Annotated in this window: 15 protein-coding genes and 2 tRNA genes; 7 read left to right on the top strand and 10 right to left on the bottom strand. The window is 65.5% G+C overall.

The annotated features are described in order from the left end of the window. The first annotated feature begins 21 nt into the window (after positions 1 to 21). The 7 genes from ACQ5SA_RS04685 to ACQ5SA_RS04655 are packed head-to-tail and all read left to right on the top strand — an operon-like array spanning position 22 to position 6,935. Positions 22 to 1,350 carry an acetylglutamate kinase gene (locus tag ACQ5SA_RS04685; RefSeq protein WP_251475583.1) on the top strand — a complete coding sequence of 443 codons (1,329 nt, stop codon included), beginning with the start codon at positions 22 to 24 and terminating at the stop codon, positions 1,348 to 1,350. Positions 1,351 to 1,355: 5 nt separating this feature from the next. Beyond that, positions 1,356 to 1,955 carry a GNAT family N-acetyltransferase gene (locus ACQ5SA_RS04680; protein ID WP_499312919.1) on the top strand — a complete coding sequence of 200 codons (600 nt, stop codon included), beginning with the start codon at positions 1,356 to 1,358 and terminating at the stop codon, positions 1,953 to 1,955. Positions 1,956 to 1,965: 10 nt separating this feature from the next. Continuing rightward, positions 1,966 to 2,922 (top strand): N-acetyl-gamma-glutamyl-phosphate reductase, encoded by a 957-nt coding sequence (argC, locus tag ACQ5SA_RS04675; protein WP_499312917.1) that lies wholly within the window; start codon positions 1,966 to 1,968, stop codon positions 2,920 to 2,922. Positions 2,923 to 2,940: 18 nt separating this feature from the next. Next, a complete protein-coding gene (argH, locus tag ACQ5SA_RS04670; protein WP_108267640.1) occupies positions 2,941 to 4,236 on the top strand; it encodes an argininosuccinate lyase in 1,296 nt (431 codons plus the stop codon). After that, positions 4,236 to 4,499 (top strand): YciI family protein, encoded by a 264-nt coding sequence (locus tag ACQ5SA_RS04665; RefSeq protein WP_230112372.1) that lies wholly within the window; start codon positions 4,236 to 4,238, stop codon positions 4,497 to 4,499. Before argH ends, ACQ5SA_RS04665 begins: the two co-directional genes overlap by 1 nt. Positions 4,500 to 4,509: 10 nt before the next feature. After that, complete coding sequence (gene proB, locus ACQ5SA_RS04660) at positions 4,510 to 5,667, top strand: glutamate 5-kinase (RefSeq protein WP_499312915.1); 1,158 nt, start codon at positions 4,510 to 4,512, stop codon at positions 5,665 to 5,667. Continuing rightward, positions 5,664 to 6,935 (top strand): glutamate-5-semialdehyde dehydrogenase, encoded by a 1,272-nt coding sequence (locus ACQ5SA_RS04655; protein ID WP_499312913.1) that lies wholly within the window; start codon positions 5,664 to 5,666, stop codon positions 6,933 to 6,935. Before proB ends, ACQ5SA_RS04655 begins: the two co-directional genes overlap by 4 nt. 553 nt (positions 6,936 to 7,488) lie before the next feature. Here the strand turns inward: ACQ5SA_RS04655 and pgaD are convergent. From pgaD to ACQ5SA_RS04605, 10 genes are all read right to left on the bottom strand, one after another. Beyond that, a complete protein-coding gene (gene pgaD / locus ACQ5SA_RS04650; protein ID WP_176020175.1) occupies positions 7,489 to 7,980 on the bottom strand; it encodes a poly-beta-1,6-N-acetyl-D-glucosamine biosynthesis protein PgaD in 492 nt (163 codons plus the stop codon). After that, complete coding sequence (gene pgaC, locus ACQ5SA_RS04645; protein ID WP_499312911.1) at positions 7,977 to 9,224, bottom strand: poly-beta-1,6-N-acetyl-D-glucosamine synthase; 1,248 nt, start codon at positions 9,222 to 9,224, stop codon at positions 7,977 to 7,979. The genes pgaD and pgaC overlap by 4 nt, the downstream gene beginning before the upstream one ends. A gap of 7 nt (positions 9,225 to 9,231) precedes the next feature. Further along, positions 9,232 to 11,139 carry a poly-beta-1,6-N-acetyl-D-glucosamine N-deacetylase PgaB gene (pgaB, locus tag ACQ5SA_RS04640; protein WP_499312909.1) on the bottom strand — a complete coding sequence of 636 codons (1,908 nt, stop codon included), beginning with the start codon at positions 11,137 to 11,139 and terminating at the stop codon, positions 9,232 to 9,234. Between the two features lies 1 nt (position 11,140). Then, positions 11,141 to 13,180 (bottom strand): poly-beta-1,6 N-acetyl-D-glucosamine export porin PgaA, encoded by a 2,040-nt coding sequence (pgaA, locus tag ACQ5SA_RS04635; RefSeq protein ID WP_499312907.1) that lies wholly within the window; start codon positions 13,178 to 13,180, stop codon positions 11,141 to 11,143. A 380-nt stretch (positions 13,181 to 13,560) separates the two neighbouring features. Further along, positions 13,561 to 14,766 (bottom strand): CynX/NimT family MFS transporter, encoded by a 1,206-nt coding sequence (locus ACQ5SA_RS04630; protein ID WP_108267632.1) that lies wholly within the window; start codon positions 14,764 to 14,766, stop codon positions 13,561 to 13,563. A gap of 239 nt (positions 14,767 to 15,005) precedes the next feature. Further along, positions 15,006 to 15,082 (bottom strand) — tRNA-Pro (locus ACQ5SA_RS04625). Positions 15,083 to 15,221: 139 nt separating this feature from the next. After that, positions 15,222 to 15,298: transfer RNA gene (locus tag ACQ5SA_RS04620), tRNA-Pro, on the bottom strand. 56 nt (positions 15,299 to 15,354) lie between these two features. Continuing rightward, entirely contained in the window at positions 15,355 to 15,468 is a 114-nt protein-coding gene (gene cydX, locus ACQ5SA_RS04615; RefSeq protein WP_108267630.1) for a cytochrome bd-I oxidase subunit CydX, read from the bottom strand. Positions 15,469 to 15,522: 54 nt separating this feature from the next. Then, positions 15,523 to 16,677, bottom strand: coding sequence for a cytochrome d ubiquinol oxidase subunit II (gene cydB / locus ACQ5SA_RS04610; RefSeq protein WP_108267628.1), 1,155 nt, complete (start codon positions 16,675 to 16,677; stop codon positions 15,523 to 15,525). A 15-nt stretch (positions 16,678 to 16,692) separates the two neighbouring features. Continuing rightward, the gene (locus tag ACQ5SA_RS04605) at positions 16,693 to 18,276 is read right to left on the bottom strand and encodes a cytochrome ubiquinol oxidase subunit I (protein ID WP_089236210.1); all 1,584 of its coding nucleotides are present in this window, start codon (positions 18,274 to 18,276) and stop codon (positions 16,693 to 16,695) included. Positions 18,277 to 18,364: the final 88 nt, after the last annotated feature.

Below are 18,364 nucleotides of genomic sequence, written 5' to 3'. Positions count from 1 at the left end.
GCCGCCTGTGACGAAACCGAAATGTCTCCTGCCCTCCAGCCCCACCGCCAGACCCGCCAGACCATCGTGCGCCTGCTTTCGAGCATGGCCAGCGCGAAGGAGATCAGCCAGTACCTCAAGCGCTTTTCGCAGCTGGACGCCAAGCGCTTCGCCGTGGTCAAGGTCGGCGGCGCGGTGTTGCGCGACGATCTCGATGCGCTGACCTCCTCGTTGTCGTTCCTGCAGGAAGTCGGCCTGACCCCGATCGTGCTGCACGGCGCCGGCCCGCAGCTGGACGCGGAGCTGTCGGCCGCCGGTATTGAAAAGCAGACGGTCAACGGCCTGCGGGTGACGTCGCCGGAAGCGCTGGCGATCGTGCGCCGCGTGTTCCAGCAATCCAACCTGCGCCTGGTCGAAGCCCTGCAGCAGAACGGCGCGCGCGCCACCTCCATCACCGGTGGTGTGTTCGAGGCGGAGTACCTGGGCCTGGATACCTACGGCCTGGTCGGCGAGGTGAAGAAGGTCAACCTGGCACCGATCGAAGCCAGCCTGCGCGCAGGCTCGATTCCGGTCATCACCAGCCTCGGCGAAACCGCCGGTGGGCAGATCCTCAACGTCAATGCCGACTTCGCCGCCAACGAACTGGTGCAGGAACTGCAGCCGTACAAGATCATCTTCCTGACCGGCACCGGCGGTCTGCTGGACGAAGAGGGCAGCGTGATCGATTCGATCAACCTGTCCACCGAGTACGACCACCTGATCGCACAACCGTGGATCCACGGTGGCATGAAGGTGAAGATCGAACAGATCAAGTCCCTGCTGGACCGGTTGCCGCTGGAGTCGTCGGTGTCGATCACCCGGCCCGCCGACCTGGCCAAGGAGCTGTTCACCCACAAGGGCTCGGGAACGCTGGTGCGCAAGGGCGAGAAGGTACTGCGTGCAACCGCCTGGAGCGAGCTGGACCTGCCGCGCCTGAAGGGCCTGATCGAATCCAGTTTCGGCCGCACCCTGGTGCCGGACTATTTCGAGAAGACCACGCTGCTGCGCGCCTATGTCAGCGAGAACTACCGCACGGCGGTGATCCTCACCGATGAGGCCGAGGGCGTGTACCTGGACAAGTTCGCCGTGCTCGACGATGCGCAGGGTGAAGGCCTGGGTCGTGCCGTCTGGAACGTGATGCTGGAAGAGACCCCGCAGCTGTTCTGGCGCTCGCGCAACGGCAACCCGATCAACCATTTCTACTACGCCGAATCCGATGGCTGCTATAAGCAGGGCCACTGGAAGGTGTTCTGGTACGGTGCCGATGGCATCGACCGGATCAGGACGTATGTCGATCATTGCGCCGTGCGTGCACCGAGCCTGGAGGGCTGAGCGCGATGAACCACGCAGACTGGACCAAAGTACCCACGTTGACCGGCACGCATGCGCGGCTGGAACCGCTGCAGATGAGCCATATCGATGGCCTGCGCGGTGCGTTGGGCGACGGCGCGCTGTCCCGGCTCTGGTACACCCAGGTGCCCGATGCGAAGACCATGACCGGCTATGTGCAGGCCGCGCTGCAGGTGCAGGCCGAGGGCAAGGTGCTGCCGTTCGTGGTGTTTGATGCCAACGACCAGATCGTCGGCACTACCCGCTACTACGACCTGCAGTCGGACGTGCCGCGGCTCAGCATCGGCTACACCTGGTATGGCGAGTCGGTGCAGCGCACCGGGGTCAACACTGAAACCAAGCTGATGCTGCTCAGCCATGCCTTCGAGCGGCTGGAATGCCTGAGCGTGGTGTTTGAAACCAGCTGGTTCAACTTCACTTCACGCACCGCGATCGCACGCCTGGGCGCCAAGCAGGATGGCGTGCTGCGCAATCACCGTCGCCATCCCGACGGCACGCCGCGCGACACCGTCATCTTCTCCATCATCGACGCGGAATGGCAGGGCGTGAAACGCCATCTGCAGCACCGCCTCGACTCGCACGCATGAGCACGCACGCATGAGCACTTCCTCCTCGTTCACCGTCGGCATCGTCGGCGCCCGCGGCCATACCGGCGCCGAGCTGATCCGGCTGGTGGCCGCGCATCCGAACCTGCAGCTGGGCTTTGTGTCGTCGCGCGAACTGGCCGGGCAGCGCGTGTCCGACCACTACCCGCAATGGCAGGGTGAACTGCAGTTCGAGAATCTAGACGCCGATGCCGTTGCCGCCAAGGGCGTGGATGCGGTGATCCTGGCCCTGCCCAACGGCCTGGCCGCTCCGTTCGTGGCTGCATTGGAAGCGGCGAAGCCGAACACGGTGATCGTCGACCTGTCGGCCGACTACCGTTTCGACACTGCTTGGTACTACGGCCTGCCCGAGCTTACCCGCAGCCGTTACAGCGGGCAGAAGCACATCAGCAACCCCGGCTGCTACGCCACCGCGATGCAGCTGGCGATCCATCCGCTGCGGGATCTGCTGGCAGGCCCGCCGCAGTGCTTCGGCGTGTCCGGCTACTCCGGTGCCGGCACCTCGCCGTCGGACAAGAACAACGTCGAGCTGCTGGCCGACAACCTGATGCCATACGCGCTGACCAACCACGTGCACGAGCGCGAGGTATCCGTGCAGCTCGGCGTAGCCGTCGAATTCATGCCGCACGTGGCGCCGCATTTCCGTGGCATCACTCTCACCGCCAACCTCTGGTTGAACCGTGTGCAGACCCGCGATCAGATCGTCGAGCGCTTCCAGCAGGCCTATGCCGGTGAAGCACTCATCGAGGTCGTGGACGAGGCGCCATGGGTGAGCCGCATTGCTGGCCGCCATGGCGCCCAGGTTGGCGGCTTCACGCTGGCCCCGGGTGGCAAGCGGGTGGTGGTGGTGGCGACCTTGGACAACCTGCTCAAGGGCGCGGCCACCCAGGCCATGCAGAACCTCAATCTCGCGCTGGGCATCGACGAACTTACGTCGATCCCGCACTGAAACCGCACAGGAGCCCCCATGGCAGACCTTCTTTGGCAGAAGCCAGGCGTCGCTGTCGATGCCCAGATCCAGACCTTCCTCGCCGGCGACGACGTGATCCTCGATCGCGAATTCTTCCTGCATGACATCGCCGCCAGCGCCGCGCACGCGCAGGGCCTGCAGCACATCGGCATCCTCAGCGCCGACGAATTGGCGGGGTTGCTGCGCGAGCTGGAGGTACTGGCGCAGGACTTCCGCGAAGGCCGGTTCGTGCTGGATACGCAATATGAAGATGGCCATTCGGCGATCGAGGCACGGTTGACCGAGCGCCTTGGCGACGCCGGCCGCAAGATCCATACCGGCCGCAGCCGCAACGACCAGATCCTGGTCGCCACCCGGTTGTGGTTGAAGGAGAAGCTGCAGCGCGTAGCGCAGGTCAGCGCCGAAGTGGCCAAGGTCGCGCTCGACCGTGCGCAGGCCGAACAGCACCTGCCGATTCCTGGTTACACCCACATCCAGCGTGCGGTGGTGTCCTCGGCCGGCATGTGGTGGGCCGGTTGGGCCGAGGCCTTCATCGACAACGCTGTGCGCGCGCGCGATACCCATGCGCTGATCGATGCCAATCCGCTTGGCACCGCCGCCGGTTACGGCGTGAATCTGCCGCTGGATCGCGAGCACACCACCGCTGCGCTCGGCTTCGCGCGCATGCAGATTTCGCCGATCTATGCGCAGCTGTCGCGTGGCAAGTTCGAACTGGCCGCACTGGAAGCGCTGGGTGGCGCGACCCTGGACCTGCGCCGCATTGCCTGGGACCTGTCGCTGTTCACCAGCGCCGAATTCGGTTTCGTCGCGCTGCCGGCGCAGTACACCACCGGCAGTTCGATCATGCCGAACAAGCGCAATCCGGACGTGATCGAACTGATGCGGGCGACCCATGCCAGCGTCGCCGCCGCACGTACCGAGATCGAGCAGCTGCTGTCGCTGCCGTCGGGCTACCACCGCGATCTGCAGTCGTCCAAGGGCGCGATCTTCCACGGCTTCGGTCGCGGGCTGGCCGCGCTGGAGCTGCTGCCGGCGCTGCTGGCCAACCTGGAATGGCGCGATGACAAGCTGCGTGCAGCGATCGATTCCGGCATGTACGCCACCGACGTAGCGGTGGAAGCTGCGGTCGCGGGCGTGCCGTTCCGCGAGGCCTACAAAGCCGCTGCCGCCGGTGCCGACAGTGCAGGGCAGGGGCGTACGCCGGAAGGCAGCCTGGCGGCCCGTGTATCGCCGGGCTCGGCGTCGGACCTGCGCCTGGATGAACTGCGCGCGCGCTGGCAGGCGCTGTCCTGATGGCCGCCACCGTCTACCTGGTGCTGGCGATGCGCCAGCCCGGCTTCACCGACGCCGTGGTGCAGCCGCACCGCGACTTCCTCGATGCGTTGCAGGCCGAAGGCAAGTTGCAGCTGACCGGCGGCTTTGCCGATGGCAGTGGCGGCGCCTATGTGCTGTGCAACGTCGACAGCCTTGCCCAGGCACAGGCCATCGTTGCCACCGATCCGCTGGTGACGATGCAGGCATCGACACTGAGCGTTTACGAATGGAATACCCGCTGAGGCGCCCCTGATGACCGTCCACGCCGCCACTGTTGCATCGCCGTTCCCCGAACAAGCGCTGCCGTCATGGCGGCGTGCCGTGCTCAAGGTCGGCAGCAGCCTGCTCGCGGCCGATGGTGGCGGCCTGTCGCCGCGTCATGCGCTGGGCCTGGCCCAGTTCGTCTCGGCCAATGTGCTGGCCGGGCGCGAGGTCGTCATCGTTTCCTCCGGTGCGGTCGCTGCCGGCCGCGCGATCCTGCCCAAGGCCGATGAACCCGGTGCGGCGATGGCGGCGCGGCAGGCATTGGCGGCACTGGGCCAGGCGCAGCTGATCGGTCTGTGGCAGCGCTTCTTCGAGCGCCCGGTGGCGCAGGTGCTGCTGACCCATGACGATCTGCGCAACCGCCGTCGCTACCTCAATGCGCGGGCCACCCTCAACGAGTTGTTGCGGCTGGGTGCGCTGCCGGTGGTCAACGAGAACGACACCGTGTCGGTGGACGAACTCAAGCTCGGTGACAACGACAACCTGGCCGCGACCGTGGCGGCGCTGGTCGATGCCGATGCACTGTTCATCGCCACCGACATCGATGGCCTCTACAGTGCCGACCCGCGCACGCATGCCCATGCACGGCCGCTGCACGACGTGCCCGAGTTGAATGATGCCGTGCTGGCGATGGCCGGTGGTGCCGGTTCAGTCGCCGGTACCGGCGGCATGCGCACCAAGCTGGAGGCCGCGGCCAAGGCCGGCCGTGTTGGCATCGAAACCTATCTGTTCAACGGCCGCAGCGGCGAGGTGGTGCGTGCGCTGGCGCAGGATCGACTGTTCGGTACCCGCATCCACGCTGCACGCAGTCGCGAGGCAGCCCGCAAGCACTGGCTGCGGCACGCACCGCTGGCCGAAGGCGCCATCCTGATCGACGCCGGTGCAGCGCAGGCGATGCGCGAGAAGGGCGCATCGCTGCTGCCCGGTGGCATCACCGGTGCCGATGGCGCGTTCCGCCGTGGTGACATGGTGCAGGTGTGCTGGAACACCGAAGCTGGCCGGGTCTGCGTGGCCCGTGGTGTCAGCCAGTACGCCGCCGATGACGTGCGTCGTATTGCTGGTCGCCACAGTCGCGATATCCAGACCGTGCTCGGCTACAACTACGGCGGGACCGTCGTCCATCGCGACGATCTGGTGCTGCCATGAACCCATTGCAGGATGTCCCGATGAGTGAGATCGAATCGCAGGCCCGTGCCTGCCGCGACGCGGCCCAGGTGGTTGCTGGCCTCGACAGTGATGCCCGCAGGGCGCTGCTGCAGGCGATGGCGCAGTCGTTGGAGGTCAATGCCGGGCAGATTCTTGCAGGCAATGCGCGCGACCTGGCTGCCGCCCGCGACAAGGGTGTGGGCAGCGCGATGCTCGACCGCCTGGCGCTGGACCCGGCGCGCCTGCTGGCGATGGCCGACGCCGTGCGTGAAGTGGCGGACCTGCCAGATCCGGTCGGGCAGGTGACCCGCGACGACGTGCGCCCGAACGGCATCCGCGTCCAGAAGGTGCGCGTGCCGCTGGGCGTGATCGCGATGATCTACGAAGCGCGCCCGAACGTCACCGCCGAAGCTGCCGCGCTGTGCCTGAAAGCGGGCAACGGCGTGATTCTGCGCGGAGGCTCGGAGGCGATCCATTCCAATACCGCCATCGCCCAGGCGTTGGCCGGAGCATTGAAGGCCAACGGCGTTCCCCCTGCCGCCGTGACGGTGCTGACCGACCTGCGCCGCGAAGCCATGCTGGAACTGCTGCAGCTGCATGAACTGATCGACCTGGCCATCCCGCGTGGTGGCGAAGGACTGATCCGCTTCGTTGCAGAACACGCACGAGTACCGGTGATCAAGCACTACAAGGGTGTCTGCCACCTGTTCGTGGACGCCACCGCCGACCTCGCAAAAGCAGTCGATCTGCTGGTGGATGGCAAGTGCAGTCGCCCGTCCGCGTGCAATTCACTGGAAACCCTGCTGGTGCACCAGGACAGTGCCGCAGCGTTCCTGCCGCGTGCTGCGCAGGCGCTGGCCGAACGTGGCGTGCAACTGCGTGCCGACGCGCGCGCGCAGCCGCTGCTGCCGGGAAGCCTCGCGGCCAGTGAGGACGACTATGCCGCCGAGTTCCTTGATCTGGTATTGGCGGTTCGCGTGGTTGACGATCTTGACGCAGCGATCGCGCACATCCGTACCTACACCTCCGACCACACCGAAGTGATTGCGACCGAAGACGTGGCGAGTGCCGAGCGTTTCGTCAACGCATTGCGCTCAGCGGTGGTGATGGTCAACGCGTCGTCGCGCTTTTCCGATGGCGGCCAGCTTGGCCTCGGCAGTGAGATCGGAATCTCCACCACGCGCCTGCATGCCTACGGCCCGATGGGACTGGAAGCGCTCACGGTCGAACGTTTCGTAGTGCGCGGCGAAGGCCAGGTCAGAAGGTAGGTTCACGGCCGGGCTGCGCCCGGCACCCGCAGAGGCCACGGCAACGGCCGAAGCAACTGCCGAAGCTACGGCAACAGCTGGGTTCCTGAGGGTTGGCGGGGTGGGTCCGGTTGCGGGGGACGCCACAAGTACGTCCCTGTAGGCTTGGGCGCGCCATCCATGGCGCTTACACCCCCGCAACCGGACCCACCCCGCCTTCGACAATTTCCCGCGGTCTGCCGGAATGGCATGGCCTGCTCTTGGTGGGTGTCGACCTTGGTCGACACGTAGATCCACGCCATGCGTGGATGCTCTTCGTTCAATTGTCGAAATATTCGATTCCGATGGAGATTCATCCACGCATGGCGTGGATCCATCAGACACCGGAAAACTGTCGAAGGTGGGGCGGTGTCGGATTGCGGGGTGTCAGCCGCATGGATGCGGCTGCCAAGCCTACAAGGAAGTACTTGCGGCGTCCCCGCAATCCGGCACCGCCCCGCCATCCCACTGACTGCCAGCTGTTGCTGTTGCTTCGGCCTCTGCGGGTGCCGGGCGCCGCCCGGCCGAACCCCCTTTACCGCAACAGCTGTGCCGTCATGCCCAGCGGCCGCGCATGCTCATCCATGTGCAGGGTGATGGCCTTCGCATTGAACATCTGTTCGGCAAGCTGATCACTGGCACCAAGGGAATGGGCGATCTCCGAGCGGCTGGCGTCCTCGCGCGGGTGGCGTCGCTCCTTGCCGGCGAAGCGATAGCGGTTGTACTCGGCCCAGGCGATCAGCAGCAGCGCGCAGCCGGCCAGGATCACAGGCAGTGCAATGATCACGAACGGGTCCAGGTGCTGCTTGCGCTCATACAGTTGCAGCCACGCCAGCTGCCCACCGAGCAGCCAGGACACCAGGGTGACCAGCGGCGCCCACAGGTAGAAGTAGAACCCCCAGAACGCCAGGGTCACAAACCCCCAGGCGGTGCGCTGCAGGCGGGGCTGCTGGCGCGGTTTCTGGATCAGGCGCGAGTCGAAGCGGTTGGACGGCTTGCTGGCCGCCGTCTGGCGATGTGCGTTCATCGGATACCTCTGTCTGGGCTGACCCAGGTGGCACGCTTGCCACGCCGCCTGAGCAGCGTCTTCGGCAGTGCCACCAGCGTGGTGAACAGGCTGATCAACCAGTACGCCATCGGGTACCAGATGACCCAGAAATAATTGCGGCCGATATGCGTTTCGTAACGCCTGTCGATGATCAAACTGCTGGCGAACTGCAGCAGGCAGACCAGCGCCAGGATCACGCCATGCCATTGCGGCAGCAACGTGTCGATGTACAACTGCGGCGGCACCGGGATGAACTTGCCCACTGCCCACAGCAGGATGATCGCGAGCATGGTGTAGGCCCACAGCACGCTGAGGATGTATTCCATCAGCACGCCCCACATGCGCCGCTTGCGCCAGCTGAACAACGAGGAGCCATGGCGCAGCAGCACTTCCACACCGCCCTGTGCCCAACGCAGGCGCTGCCGCCATAGTCCCTTCAGTGTTTCCGGCATCAGGATGAAGCACAGCGCGTTGGGTTCGTAACGGATGTCCCAATGATCCAGCTGCAGGCGCCAGCTGATGTCGATGTCCTCGGTGACCATGTCATCGGCCCAGTAGCCGATGCGGTGCAGGGCCGTGCGACGGAACGCGGCGATGACGCCGGACACGGTGAAAATGCGCCCGTAGACACGCTGGGCGCGCTTGATCATGCCGATGATCGAGGAGAACTCCGCCACCTGCAGGCGGCCGAGCAGGGTGGAGCGGTTGCGGATGCGCGGGTTGCCGGTCACCGCACCCACGCGTGGGCCGCTGGTCAGGTGCCAGACCATCCAGTGCATGGCGAACTCTTCCAGCATGGCATCGCCGTCGATGCACACCAGGTATTCCGAGCGCGCGGCCAGGGCGCCCATGCGCAGTGCGTTGGCCTTGCCCAGGTTGCGGTCCAGATGGACCACGCGCAGGCGTGGGTGCAGGGCCGCGAGCGCGTCCAGGCGGGCGCCGGTGTCGTCGCTGCTGCCATCGTTGATGGCGATCACTTCGAAGTCCGGATAGCGCTGGGCCAATGCTGCGCCGAGGGTGTCGTCCAGGTTCGCTGACTCGTTGTGGCACGGAATCAGCAGGCTGGCGAACGGATACTCCGCCATGGGCGGTGGGTCGTTGCGCGGCCGCGACTTCCGCTCACGGCGGAAGAAGTAGTACAGGCCACCGGACATCCAGAAAAACGCCATCACCATGGGGTAGAAGAAGGCGAACTGGAACATGGCGTTGAGCCACGGGTTCATGTCCACGTCACTTCTCCGGATACGGGAAGTTGCGCGCGGACATCGCCGCGCGTGCATCCTGGGTCGACGGCTTGTCGGCGATGAAATCGTCCGGGTACCACGCGAAATGGCGGACGCCCTGCGCCTGCAGGCGACGGATCTGCGCGCGCAGCTGTTCGCCGCTGATCGGCGTCTGCGTGCGCCAGTCGACGGTCTGCAGCTCGAACATCGTGTGCTTCAGGTCCGGGTCGTGCTCGCGCACTGCCACTACCAGGCGGTCCATCCAGCGCTGGGGACGGCGGCTGCCTTCCATCCACGGCATCGCCATCAGCGCGGTGCGGTCGTAGGCCTGGTTGAACAGGTCCAGTCGCTGGGCGAACCACGCAGCGCTCTGCGGTTCCAGCACCGGCTGTGCGTACAGGTTGCGCACGGTGCCCAGCTTGGGGCGCCAGCGTTGCGCACTGTCACGCAGTTCCAGGGTGAAATCGATCAGCGCCTGGGTGCGGCCGCCGTCGCTGCCTTCCTGTGGCAGCTGCGCCAGTTCGGTATCGCGTACGTAGCCGTCATCGTGGAACAGCAGGCCTTCGAAGTACGAATTGATCGCCAGGTCTTCGTAGATGTCCTTGATGATCTGCCGTGCCTGCGGCTTGGTGAAATCCAGGCGGTACATGCCATCGCGTTCCGGGCTCTGGATGCCCAGCGCCGTACGTTGTGCAGCGTCGGGCAGTTCATAGCCCAGCACCGGCAGCCACGCGTAGACCTTCACCCCGGCCCGGGTTTTCAGCTGCCAGGCGACGCGGTTGAACAGGTCCGCGCGCATCGGCAGGTGCCGGTTCGGGAAGTACAGGGCATCGGCGGTGTTGTTGCCGTCCGGATCGGCGAAGGCCTGCAGGTAGACATGCGTCGGGCCGATCCGCTTCACGCGCTCGATCAGGGCATCCAGGTTACGCGCCTGCTGGGCCGGGTCGCTGTCGTAGACCGAATCCATGTCGATCTGCAGTGCACGGGTGCCGTCCAGGTTGACGTTGCGACGCAGTTCGAAGGCCAGCGAGGTGACGTTCGGATTGCTGGTCACCAGCAGGCGCGCCAGACCGTGCAGGTCGGCGGTCACCGGCGTGCTGCGTCCTTCCAGGTCGAAGGACACCGGCATGCCCAGCTGCTCGGCGATGTCGTTGCTCAACTGGTTGTAGGCGGCATACGGCCAGACAATCGCTTTCGGGCGTACGCCCAGTTCCTTTTCAATGCGCTGCACGCTGCGGCCGAGATCGTCGCGCAGGCGCTTCTCGTACTCCTGCGCGCTTTCATAGCGCTGTGCCTTGGGATCGTAGATGCGGGTGATCACCGCCGGGGTCTGGTTGCCCTGCGGGTTGGACTGCACGCCGTGGTGCAGGTTGTCGGTATGGCTGGCCAGTTCGATCAGGCCACTGGCCTGCATCTCGCGCAGCTGGTCCCAGGTCAGGAAGTCGTCATGGCCGAAGGGACGGTAGCCGTAGTCGATGGTGCGGCCCGGAGCCATGTCCACGTAGTCGGTGATCACCGCCACCAGCGCCGGATAGTTGTACGCACGCAGCAGCGGATACACACGGCTGTACACGCTGCGCAGGCCGTCGTCGAAGGTCAGCAGCACCGGCCGCGGCGGCAGCTTTGCTTCTCCACGCGAAGCCTTGATCAGCTGCGACAGCGACACCGGGTGATAGCCATGGGCGGACAGCCAGTCCAGGTGTGCGGCGAAGTTCTGCGTGCTGACCGCGTAGGCGTCGGCATCGGATTTCTCCAGCACATCATCGCGCACGTCGTGGTAGCTGAGGACCAGCAGACCGTTGTCGGCCGCGTCCAGTTCCGCGGCAGAGCTGGCACGCTGGGCTGTGGCGGGCAGGGCCAGGAACAGCAGCGCCAGCAGCAGTACGGTCGTCAGGTTGCGAAGCATCCGTTCCATCTCATTCTCCCCAGCGCAGCGCGGCATCGAAGCCGATATGTCGTTCACGTTGGCCGTCGTATACCGGCCGCGACCAACTCACGCCGTACTCGAGGATCCGCCCTTGATCGAACTGCCATTCGTGGCGGTAGGCCACGGTCGGAATGATTGAACTGCCAAAGCCTTCCTGCCAGTAGTTGCCGACGGACACCGTCAGGCGATGGCGGAAGTGGCGCTCGTAATGGCGCCACAACTGCTGGTCGATGCGCAGGCCCACTTCCACCGAGCGGTCCCGCGAAGGGTTGAAGTACGGCGCATCGTCGCGGTTGCCACGGCTGGTGTAGACACTGCCCAGGCCATCGATCAACAGGCGCGGGCGGGTCAACAGCCGTTGTTCGATCGCACTGTTCAGCGTATCGCGGCGGTTGCCATCGTCGTAGCGGAACTGGCTGCCACCGATGCTCCAGTGGGTGCGCTCGTTGCGCGTGTAATCCACGGCAACGGCGACGCTGTCGGCGGTGATGCCGGCTACGCGCGCCTGCAGCGACGCTTCCGGATCATTGCGGGCAGCGGTGACACCCGCGTGCCAGCGATCATTGAACTGCCAGCCGAAGCCGCCCCGCAGACCGGTGTCGCCGATGCTGTCGTTGGGGCGCATCACCGCTGCCTCGGCGTCGACGCGGTCGAAGCGGTAGCGCACGCCGGCACCGATCCACAGCGGATCGATATCCTGGTCCTGGAAGGTGACCGAACGGCGGTCGGCGAATGCGAACAGGCGCCAGCGGTCGTTGAGCACCGGCGAGGCGACTTCCATGCCGTAGTGCAGGTCGTCGTTGCCCAGCGGCGAGGTGCCACCACCGCCGGAACTGCGGCCACCCTCGACCTTGGCCAGCAGCTGCCAGCCGCGATGTGCGCGCCAATCGCGGTCCATGCGCTGCACCGACGGCTGGCTTGGGTAGCGGGCCAGCAGGTCATCATGCAGGGGGCGCGCGAGATCGTCGCGCTGCAGCTGCACGTAGGATTCGTACATGCCCAGCCGCGGCGCGATGTCACGCGGGTCCAGGGTGTAGGCCATCTGGTGGCGTTCCAGTGCGCGCCGTGGCCAGCCGCGCATCTGGTAGACGCTGCCCAGCGAGGTCTGCAGGCTGCCATTGCCCGGGCCGACGTCCACCAGTGCTTCCAGCTCGCGCTGGGCCGTGGGCAGATCGCCGCTGTAGGCCCGCACCATTGCCAGGTTCAGGTCGGCTTCGTAGCGCGCCCAGTTCTGGAAGGGCGTCTTGCCACCGCCCCAGCGCCATGCCGGTTCATCCTTCTGCCACGCCTGCAGGTAGCCCACCGCCTTCTCCGCCTGCTCGGTTTCCAGGTAGGCGTAGGCCAGCTCCGAGCGCGACTGGAAGCGCGAGGGATCGTTCTTCGCGGCGGCCTCCAACAATGGAATGGCCTCCTCCGGATTCTGGGTGGCCATCAGCGAGTCGCCGACTGCTGGCAGCACGTAATCGGGCAGGGCATGACCTTCGCGCTGCAGCGCCCGGGCCTCGTCGCGCACCTGCGCGTGGCGGGCCAAGCGATTGAGCAGGATCAGCCGATCCATGCGGATCCGCAGCGGCGCCTGCGCCTGTGTTGTGCCATCGCGCTCGACGTACTGCTCCATTTCCGCCAGCGACGCTTCGGCCTCGTCCAGCCGGGTGTCTTCGGTTTCTCCGTAGGCCAGGCTCCAGTTGACCAGCTTGGCCACGTAATTGGCTTCCAGTCGCGCCTTCTGGTCCTGGTCGAACAGGTTGGGCCGGGCCTGGTACAGCCGCCAGGCGCGATGGGCATTGCCGATGTCGCCCAGGGTCAGTACCTGGAGCTTGTACAGCAGGTCGTCGTTGGGCTCGCGCAGCTGCGCGCGCTCGATTGCCGCCAGGGCATCGACCCAGCGCGCCTGGTCACGGTAGTGGCCGATTTCGGCGAGCCGGTCGGCGCGCGTGGTCTCGGTGGGCGGCGGGGCCGCGCGGGCCCCGTACGCCACGGAGGCGCAGGCCAGGCCGACGCAAAGCGCCAGCGGACGGTAGACAACCATGAGATCCCCCTAAGCATCCATACCTGAACGATGTGCAAAAAGTGTGACGCACATCACATGCCAACTATAGCTGACGCATTGCCAATGCGCCCGGTTCCGGTCCATACCTGGTTGACGGAGCGTCAGCGAAGGACCGGCCAGCCTCGCCGCAACCCGTTGTCTGGACGATGCTTTTCCGCGATCACCTATGCCGGCCAACGGCAGCGTGGTGCCGTTGGCCCGGGTGTGCGGCACGCTGCAGGGGCGGTTCTGGACACGAAACGGGTCAGCTTTGGACACGCTACGTCACCCGCTGCGGTGACGGTGTGTAGGCGGCGGCAGCGGGGCATGCGCAGTAAGGTGGTCGACTGCGCAACGGGGGTGTCAGGCCGTCGGGCCGGTCACCATAGGTCTTCCAGCTTGCGCGGCTTGCAGGCCACCCACGAGGCGCACAGCATCAGCACCGCGCAGCCGAACAGGAATGCGAAGGGCAGGGTCCAGCCCTCGCTGACGGTGTGCAGCCAGCCGACCAGGAACGGGCCCAGGCAGCTGAAGCTGTAGCCCACGCCCTGCATGAAGCCGGACAAGGCCGCCGAGCCCGTGGGGGTGCGCGTGCGCAGATTGATCAGGGTCAGCGCCAGCGGGAACGTGGATGGCCCCACGCCCAGCAGGCAGGCCCACAGCAGCGGCGCCTTCATCGGGGCGAACAGCAGGCCGGCGAAGGCGATGACGAAGGCGGAGAAGCCGATCAGCACCAGCGGGAAGGGATTCTGCAGGCGCACCGCCAGCGAAGGGATCACCAGCGATGGCAGCAGGCCCAGGGCCGAAAACACCGCCACCATCACTCCGCCGAAGGCGGGCGTGGCACCGGCTTCGACCACGATGCGCGGCAGCCAGGTGAACATCGAGTAGGTCATCAGCGAGGTCATGCCGAACATCAACGTCATGCTCCAGCCCAATGACGTGCGCCAGACCTTGCCGTGCGGCTGCACGGTGGGATCGTTGCTGTCCAGCACCGGTTTCGGTGCACGGCGCGCCAGCAACAGCCATGGCAGGGTGGCGGCCAGCGCCAGCAGCGCCCACATGCCCAGCGACACCCGCCAGCCTGCGGCGTTGGCCATCGGCACCGCCAGCAGCGCCGGCATCATCGTGCCCAACTGCAGCACGCTGATGTACAGCGTGCTCATGGTGCCGACCTTGTTGGCGAAGTAGCGCTTCACCAGCGGCGGCACCACCACGTTGCCGATACCCATGCCCGCCAGTGCGATCACCGAGCCCAGCAGCAGGGTGCCGACATTGCCGGCACTGGAGCGCAGCAGCAGGCCGGTGGCGGCCATCAGCATGGCCAGCAGGGTGGTGCGCTCAAGGCCCAGGCGTCGTGCCAGCGCCGGGGTGGCAACGCCGAACAGTGCGAACGAAGCGGTCGGCAGCATACCCAGCACGCCGGTCATGGTGGTGCCGAAGCCGAACTGCTGACCCAGCACGTCCAGCAGCGGGGTGATCGAAGTGACGGCGGTACGCAGGTTGACCGCTGCCAGCAGGATTGCGGCGAACGCCAGCAGGCGACCGTGCAGCAACGATGGCGAAGGGGAGGTGGGGGACGTCATGCGGTGTTCCTTGCAGGTGGCGCACGCCGTGCAGGTGGCGTGCAGCGCCCGCACCGGACGGGGCCGGTGTGGCAGGTGGGGGAGTGGCGGCCATTGTACGTGGCCGGCCGCGTCAGGTCCTCGACCCCGGTCCGGGGTGGCACGTCGCCGATGGCGGCGCAGTCGTGTGTCCCGGATTGCAGACACAAAAAAACCCGGAGGACGGTGATGTCTTCCAGGCTTCTTGATGACCACCGAAGTGGTCGGGGAGACAGGATTCGAACCTGCGACCTCTACGTCCCGAACGTAGCGCTCTACCAGACTGAGCTACACCCCGAAGGGAGCCGCCTATTCTAGCCATTTCCCCCGATGGCGGCAAGGGGGAGGACCGTTCTGCTTCGCTGCCGTGACAGCGACTCCTGCGGAGAACAAAAAAGCCTGGAAGACTTCACCAGGCTTCAATGCGACCACCGAAGTGGTCGGGGAGACAGGATTCGAACCTGCGACCTCTACGTCCCGAACGTAGCGCTCTACCAGACTGAGCTACACCCCGAAGGAGCCGCCAAGAATACGGTGTGAAGGCCGTATCGGCAACCCTTTTTTACAGTTTCAACGCACTTCCTTGTCGGTGCGGGCGCTTTCGCGCGCTTCGAACCACATCCCGTTGAGGATGGCCACGACCGAAGCCAGGCCAGCGCCGAGAATCCAGGCGAAATACCACATGGTCAATCTCCTATGTGCGAGGGGTGTGCCGACCCTGGGCCGGCACACGGGCAATCAGTACGCGTTGGGGTTGTCGTCCATGTCTTCGACCGTCGTCTTGCCCTTCAGTACGCGGTATACCCAGGTGGTGTAGGCGAGGATGATCGGCAGGAAGATGGCCGTGGCCAGCAGCATGACCCACAGCGTGAGGTGGCTGGACGAACTGTCCCAGACGGTCAGGCTGGAGGTGGGCTGGCTGGAGGACGGCAGCAGGAACGGGAAGATCGCAAAGCCGACGGTGAGGATGATGCCGGCAATGGACGCGCCCGAGGCGATGAAGGCCAGGCCTCCACGACGAGCGCGCAGCAGTACCGCACTGGCAAGTGCGCCCAGCAGGCCCAGCACCGGGAACACCAGCGTTGCCGGCATGCTGCTGTAGTTGCGCAGCCAGCCGCCTGCGGCGGTACCCAGTTCGGCGGTCTTCAACAGCGGATTGGTCGGCCCGTCGGTCACCACCTGCGAGGTGATCTGATAGCCCGGCAGGCCGAAGGCCACCCAGGCGCCGGCAGCGGCGAACAACACGAAGCTGATGATGGCGGCGACACTGCCGTAGCGCGCTGCACGTTCGGCCACCGGGCCGTCGGTCTTGAGCACCAGCATGGCCGCACCGTGCGACACCAGCATGGCCACGCTGATCAGGCCGGCGATGAGCGCGAACGGCGTGAGCAGGCCGAAGAACGAACCGGTGTAGGTCACGCGCAGCGTGTCATCGAAGTGGAACGGCACACCCAGCAGCACGTTGCCCACCGCGACACCGGCAATCAGGCCCGGCAGCAGGCCACCGACGAACAGCACGCGGTCCCAGTTGTCGCGCCAGCGCTTGGACGGCAGCTTGCTGCGGTACTTGAAGCCGACCGGGCGCAGGATCAGCCCGAACAGCATCGCAAACACCGCCAGGTAGAAGCCGGAGAAGCTGACCGCATACAGCGGCGGCCATGCGGCGAAGATCGCGCCGCCACCCAGCACCAACCAGACCTGGTTGCCTTCCCAGACCGGGCCGACGGTGTTGATCACCAGCCGGCGTTCTTCGTCGGTCTTGGCCACGAACGGCAGCAGGGTGCCGACGCCCAGGTCGAAACCATCCATGACGGCCCAGCCGACCAGCAGGATGCCGAGCAGCAGCCACCAGATCACGCGGAGCGTGGTGTAATCAAGTGCAATGAATTCCATCTGGATTCTCCTGCCTCAGGCCTGGCCGGGGGCAACGGCATTGGGGGAAACAGGGCGGATGTCGGCCTGCAGCGTCGGCAGGATGTCATCAGGACCCTTGCGGACCGCCTTCAGCATCAGCTTGATTTCGATGATCAGCAGCACCGTGTACAGGCTGGTGAACACCGCCAGCGTGGTCAGGATTTCATGCAGTGCCAGGCCCGATGCCGCATAGAAGGTGGGCAGCACGCCGTCCACCGCCCACGGCTGGCGGCCGTACTCGGCCACGAACCAACCGCATTCGATCGCGATCCACGGCGCCGGCAGGCTCCACACGGCCAGCTTCAGGAACCAGCGCTTGTCCTGGAAGTTGTTGCGGCAGGAGTAGTAGAAGGCCAGCGCGAAGAAGGCGATCAGGTAGAAGCCCAGCCCGGCCATGATGCGGAAGGTCCAGAACAGCGGCGCCACGCGCGGTACGGTATCCATCGCGGCCTTGGAGATTTCCTCCGGCGTCGCGTTGAGGATGTCTTCGCGGTAACGCTTCAGCAGCAGGCCATGGCCGAGATCCTGCCAATGGCGGTCGAACATTTCACGCGCTGCAAGATCGGTCTTGTCCTTCTTCACCCGTTCCAGTGCGCCATAGGCGATCTGGCCACCGCGGATGCGGTGCTCGGCACGGTCCACCAGTTCCAGGATGCCGGGAATCGGCTGGTCCAGCGAACGGGTGGCGATCAGGCCCATCAGGTACGGGATCTTGATCGCGTAGTCGTTGGTGTGTGTGTCCTGGTTGGGAATGCCGAAGGCGGTGAAGTCAGCCGGCGCACGCTCGGTCTCCCACATCGCTTCGATCGCGGCCAGCTTCATCTTCTGGTGTTCGCTGGCGGCATAGCCGCTCTCGTCACCCAGCACGACCACCGACAGCGAGGACAGCAGGCCGAAGGCTGCGGCCACCGCGAACGAACGGCGCGCCATGTCCCTGTGCTTGTTGCGCAGCAGGTACAGGGCGCTGATCGACATCACGAAGATCGCACCGGTCACGTAGCCGGCACTGACGGTGTGCACGAACTTGGCCTGTGCCACCGGGTTCAGCAGCACTGCGGCGAAGTCGACCACTTCCATGCGCATGGTTTCGGGGTTGAACACCGCACCGGTCGGGTTCTGCATCCAGCCGTTGGCGATCAGGATCCACACCGCAGACAGATTGGTGCCCAGCGCCATCAGCCAGGTCACGGTGAGGTGCTTGACCGGGCTCAGGCGCTTCCAGCCGAAGAAGAACAGACCGATGAAGGTGGCTTCCAGGAAGAACGCCATCAGGCCTTCGATGGCCAGCGGCGCACCGAAGATGTCACCCACGTAGTGGCTGTAGTACGACCAGTTCATGCCGAACTGGAACTCCATCACCAGGCCGGTGGCCACGCCGATGGCGAAGTTGATGCCGAACAGGGTGCCCCAGAACAGGGTCATCTGCCGCCAGACCTGCTTGCGGGTCATGACGTACACGCTTTCCATGATGGCCACCATGAAGGACAGGCCAAGCGTGAGCGGTACGAATAGGAAGTGGTACATCGCGGTCAGAGCGAATTGCAGCCGCGACAGTTCTACGACTGTCTGATCAATCATGGCCTGGCTACCTCGTTGGATAGTGCCGTTGCAGGTGGCGGGAAGGGTGGTCTACGGGGTGAATGATGTGACCGACTACTTCAAACAG

Source organism: Stenotrophomonas indicatrix (genome assembly GCF_050573115.1).
GTDB lineage: Bacteria > Pseudomonadota > Gammaproteobacteria > Xanthomonadales > Xanthomonadaceae > Stenotrophomonas > Stenotrophomonas lactitubi_A.
This window is presented reverse-complemented; position numbering and strand designations above follow the sequence as displayed.

Coding starts and splice junctions, on each gene's coding strand:
- ACQ5SA_RS04605 (WP_089236210.1), bottom strand. CDS start 18,276: ATGATTGATCAGACAGTCGTAGAACTGTCGCGGCTGCAATTCGCTCTG.
- ACQ5SA_RS04685 (WP_251475583.1), top strand. CDS start 22: ATGTCTCCTGCCCTCCAGCCCCACCGCCAGACCCGCCAGACCATCGTG.
- argH (WP_108267640.1), top strand. CDS start 2,941: ATGGCAGACCTTCTTTGGCAGAAGCCAGGCGTCGCTGTCGATGCCCAG.
- argC (WP_499312917.1), top strand. CDS start 1,966: ATGAGCACTTCCTCCTCGTTCACCGTCGGCATCGTCGGCGCCCGCGGC.
- cydB (WP_108267628.1), bottom strand. CDS start 16,677: ATGGAATTCATTGCACTTGATTACACCACGCTCCGCGTGATCTGGTGG.
- ACQ5SA_RS04680 (WP_499312919.1), top strand. CDS start 1,356: ATGAACCACGCAGACTGGACCAAAGTACCCACGTTGACCGGCACGCAT.
- proB (WP_499312915.1), top strand. CDS start 4,510: ATGACCGTCCACGCCGCCACTGTTGCATCGCCGTTCCCCGAACAAGCG.
- pgaA (WP_499312907.1), bottom strand. CDS start 13,180: ATGGTTGTCTACCGTCCGCTGGCGCTTTGCGTCGGCCTGGCCTGCGCC.
- ACQ5SA_RS04630 (WP_108267632.1), bottom strand. CDS start 14,766: ATGACGTCCCCCACCTCCCCTTCGCCATCGTTGCTGCACGGTCGCCTG.
- pgaD (WP_176020175.1), bottom strand. CDS start 7,980: ATGAACGCACATCGCCAGACGGCGGCCAGCAAGCCGTCCAACCGCTTC.
- cydX (WP_108267630.1), bottom strand. CDS start 15,468: ATGTGGTATTTCGCCTGGATTCTCGGCGCTGGCCTGGCTTCGGTCGTG.
- ACQ5SA_RS04665 (WP_230112372.1), top strand. CDS start 4,236: ATGGCCGCCACCGTCTACCTGGTGCTGGCGATGCGCCAGCCCGGCTTC.
- pgaC (WP_499312911.1), bottom strand. CDS start 9,224: ATGAACCCGTGGCTCAACGCCATGTTCCAGTTCGCCTTCTTCTACCCC.
- ACQ5SA_RS04655 (WP_499312913.1), top strand. CDS start 5,664: ATGAACCCATTGCAGGATGTCCCGATGAGTGAGATCGAATCGCAGGCC.
- pgaB (WP_499312909.1), bottom strand. CDS start 11,139: ATGGAACGGATGCTTCGCAACCTGACGACCGTACTGCTGCTGGCGCTG.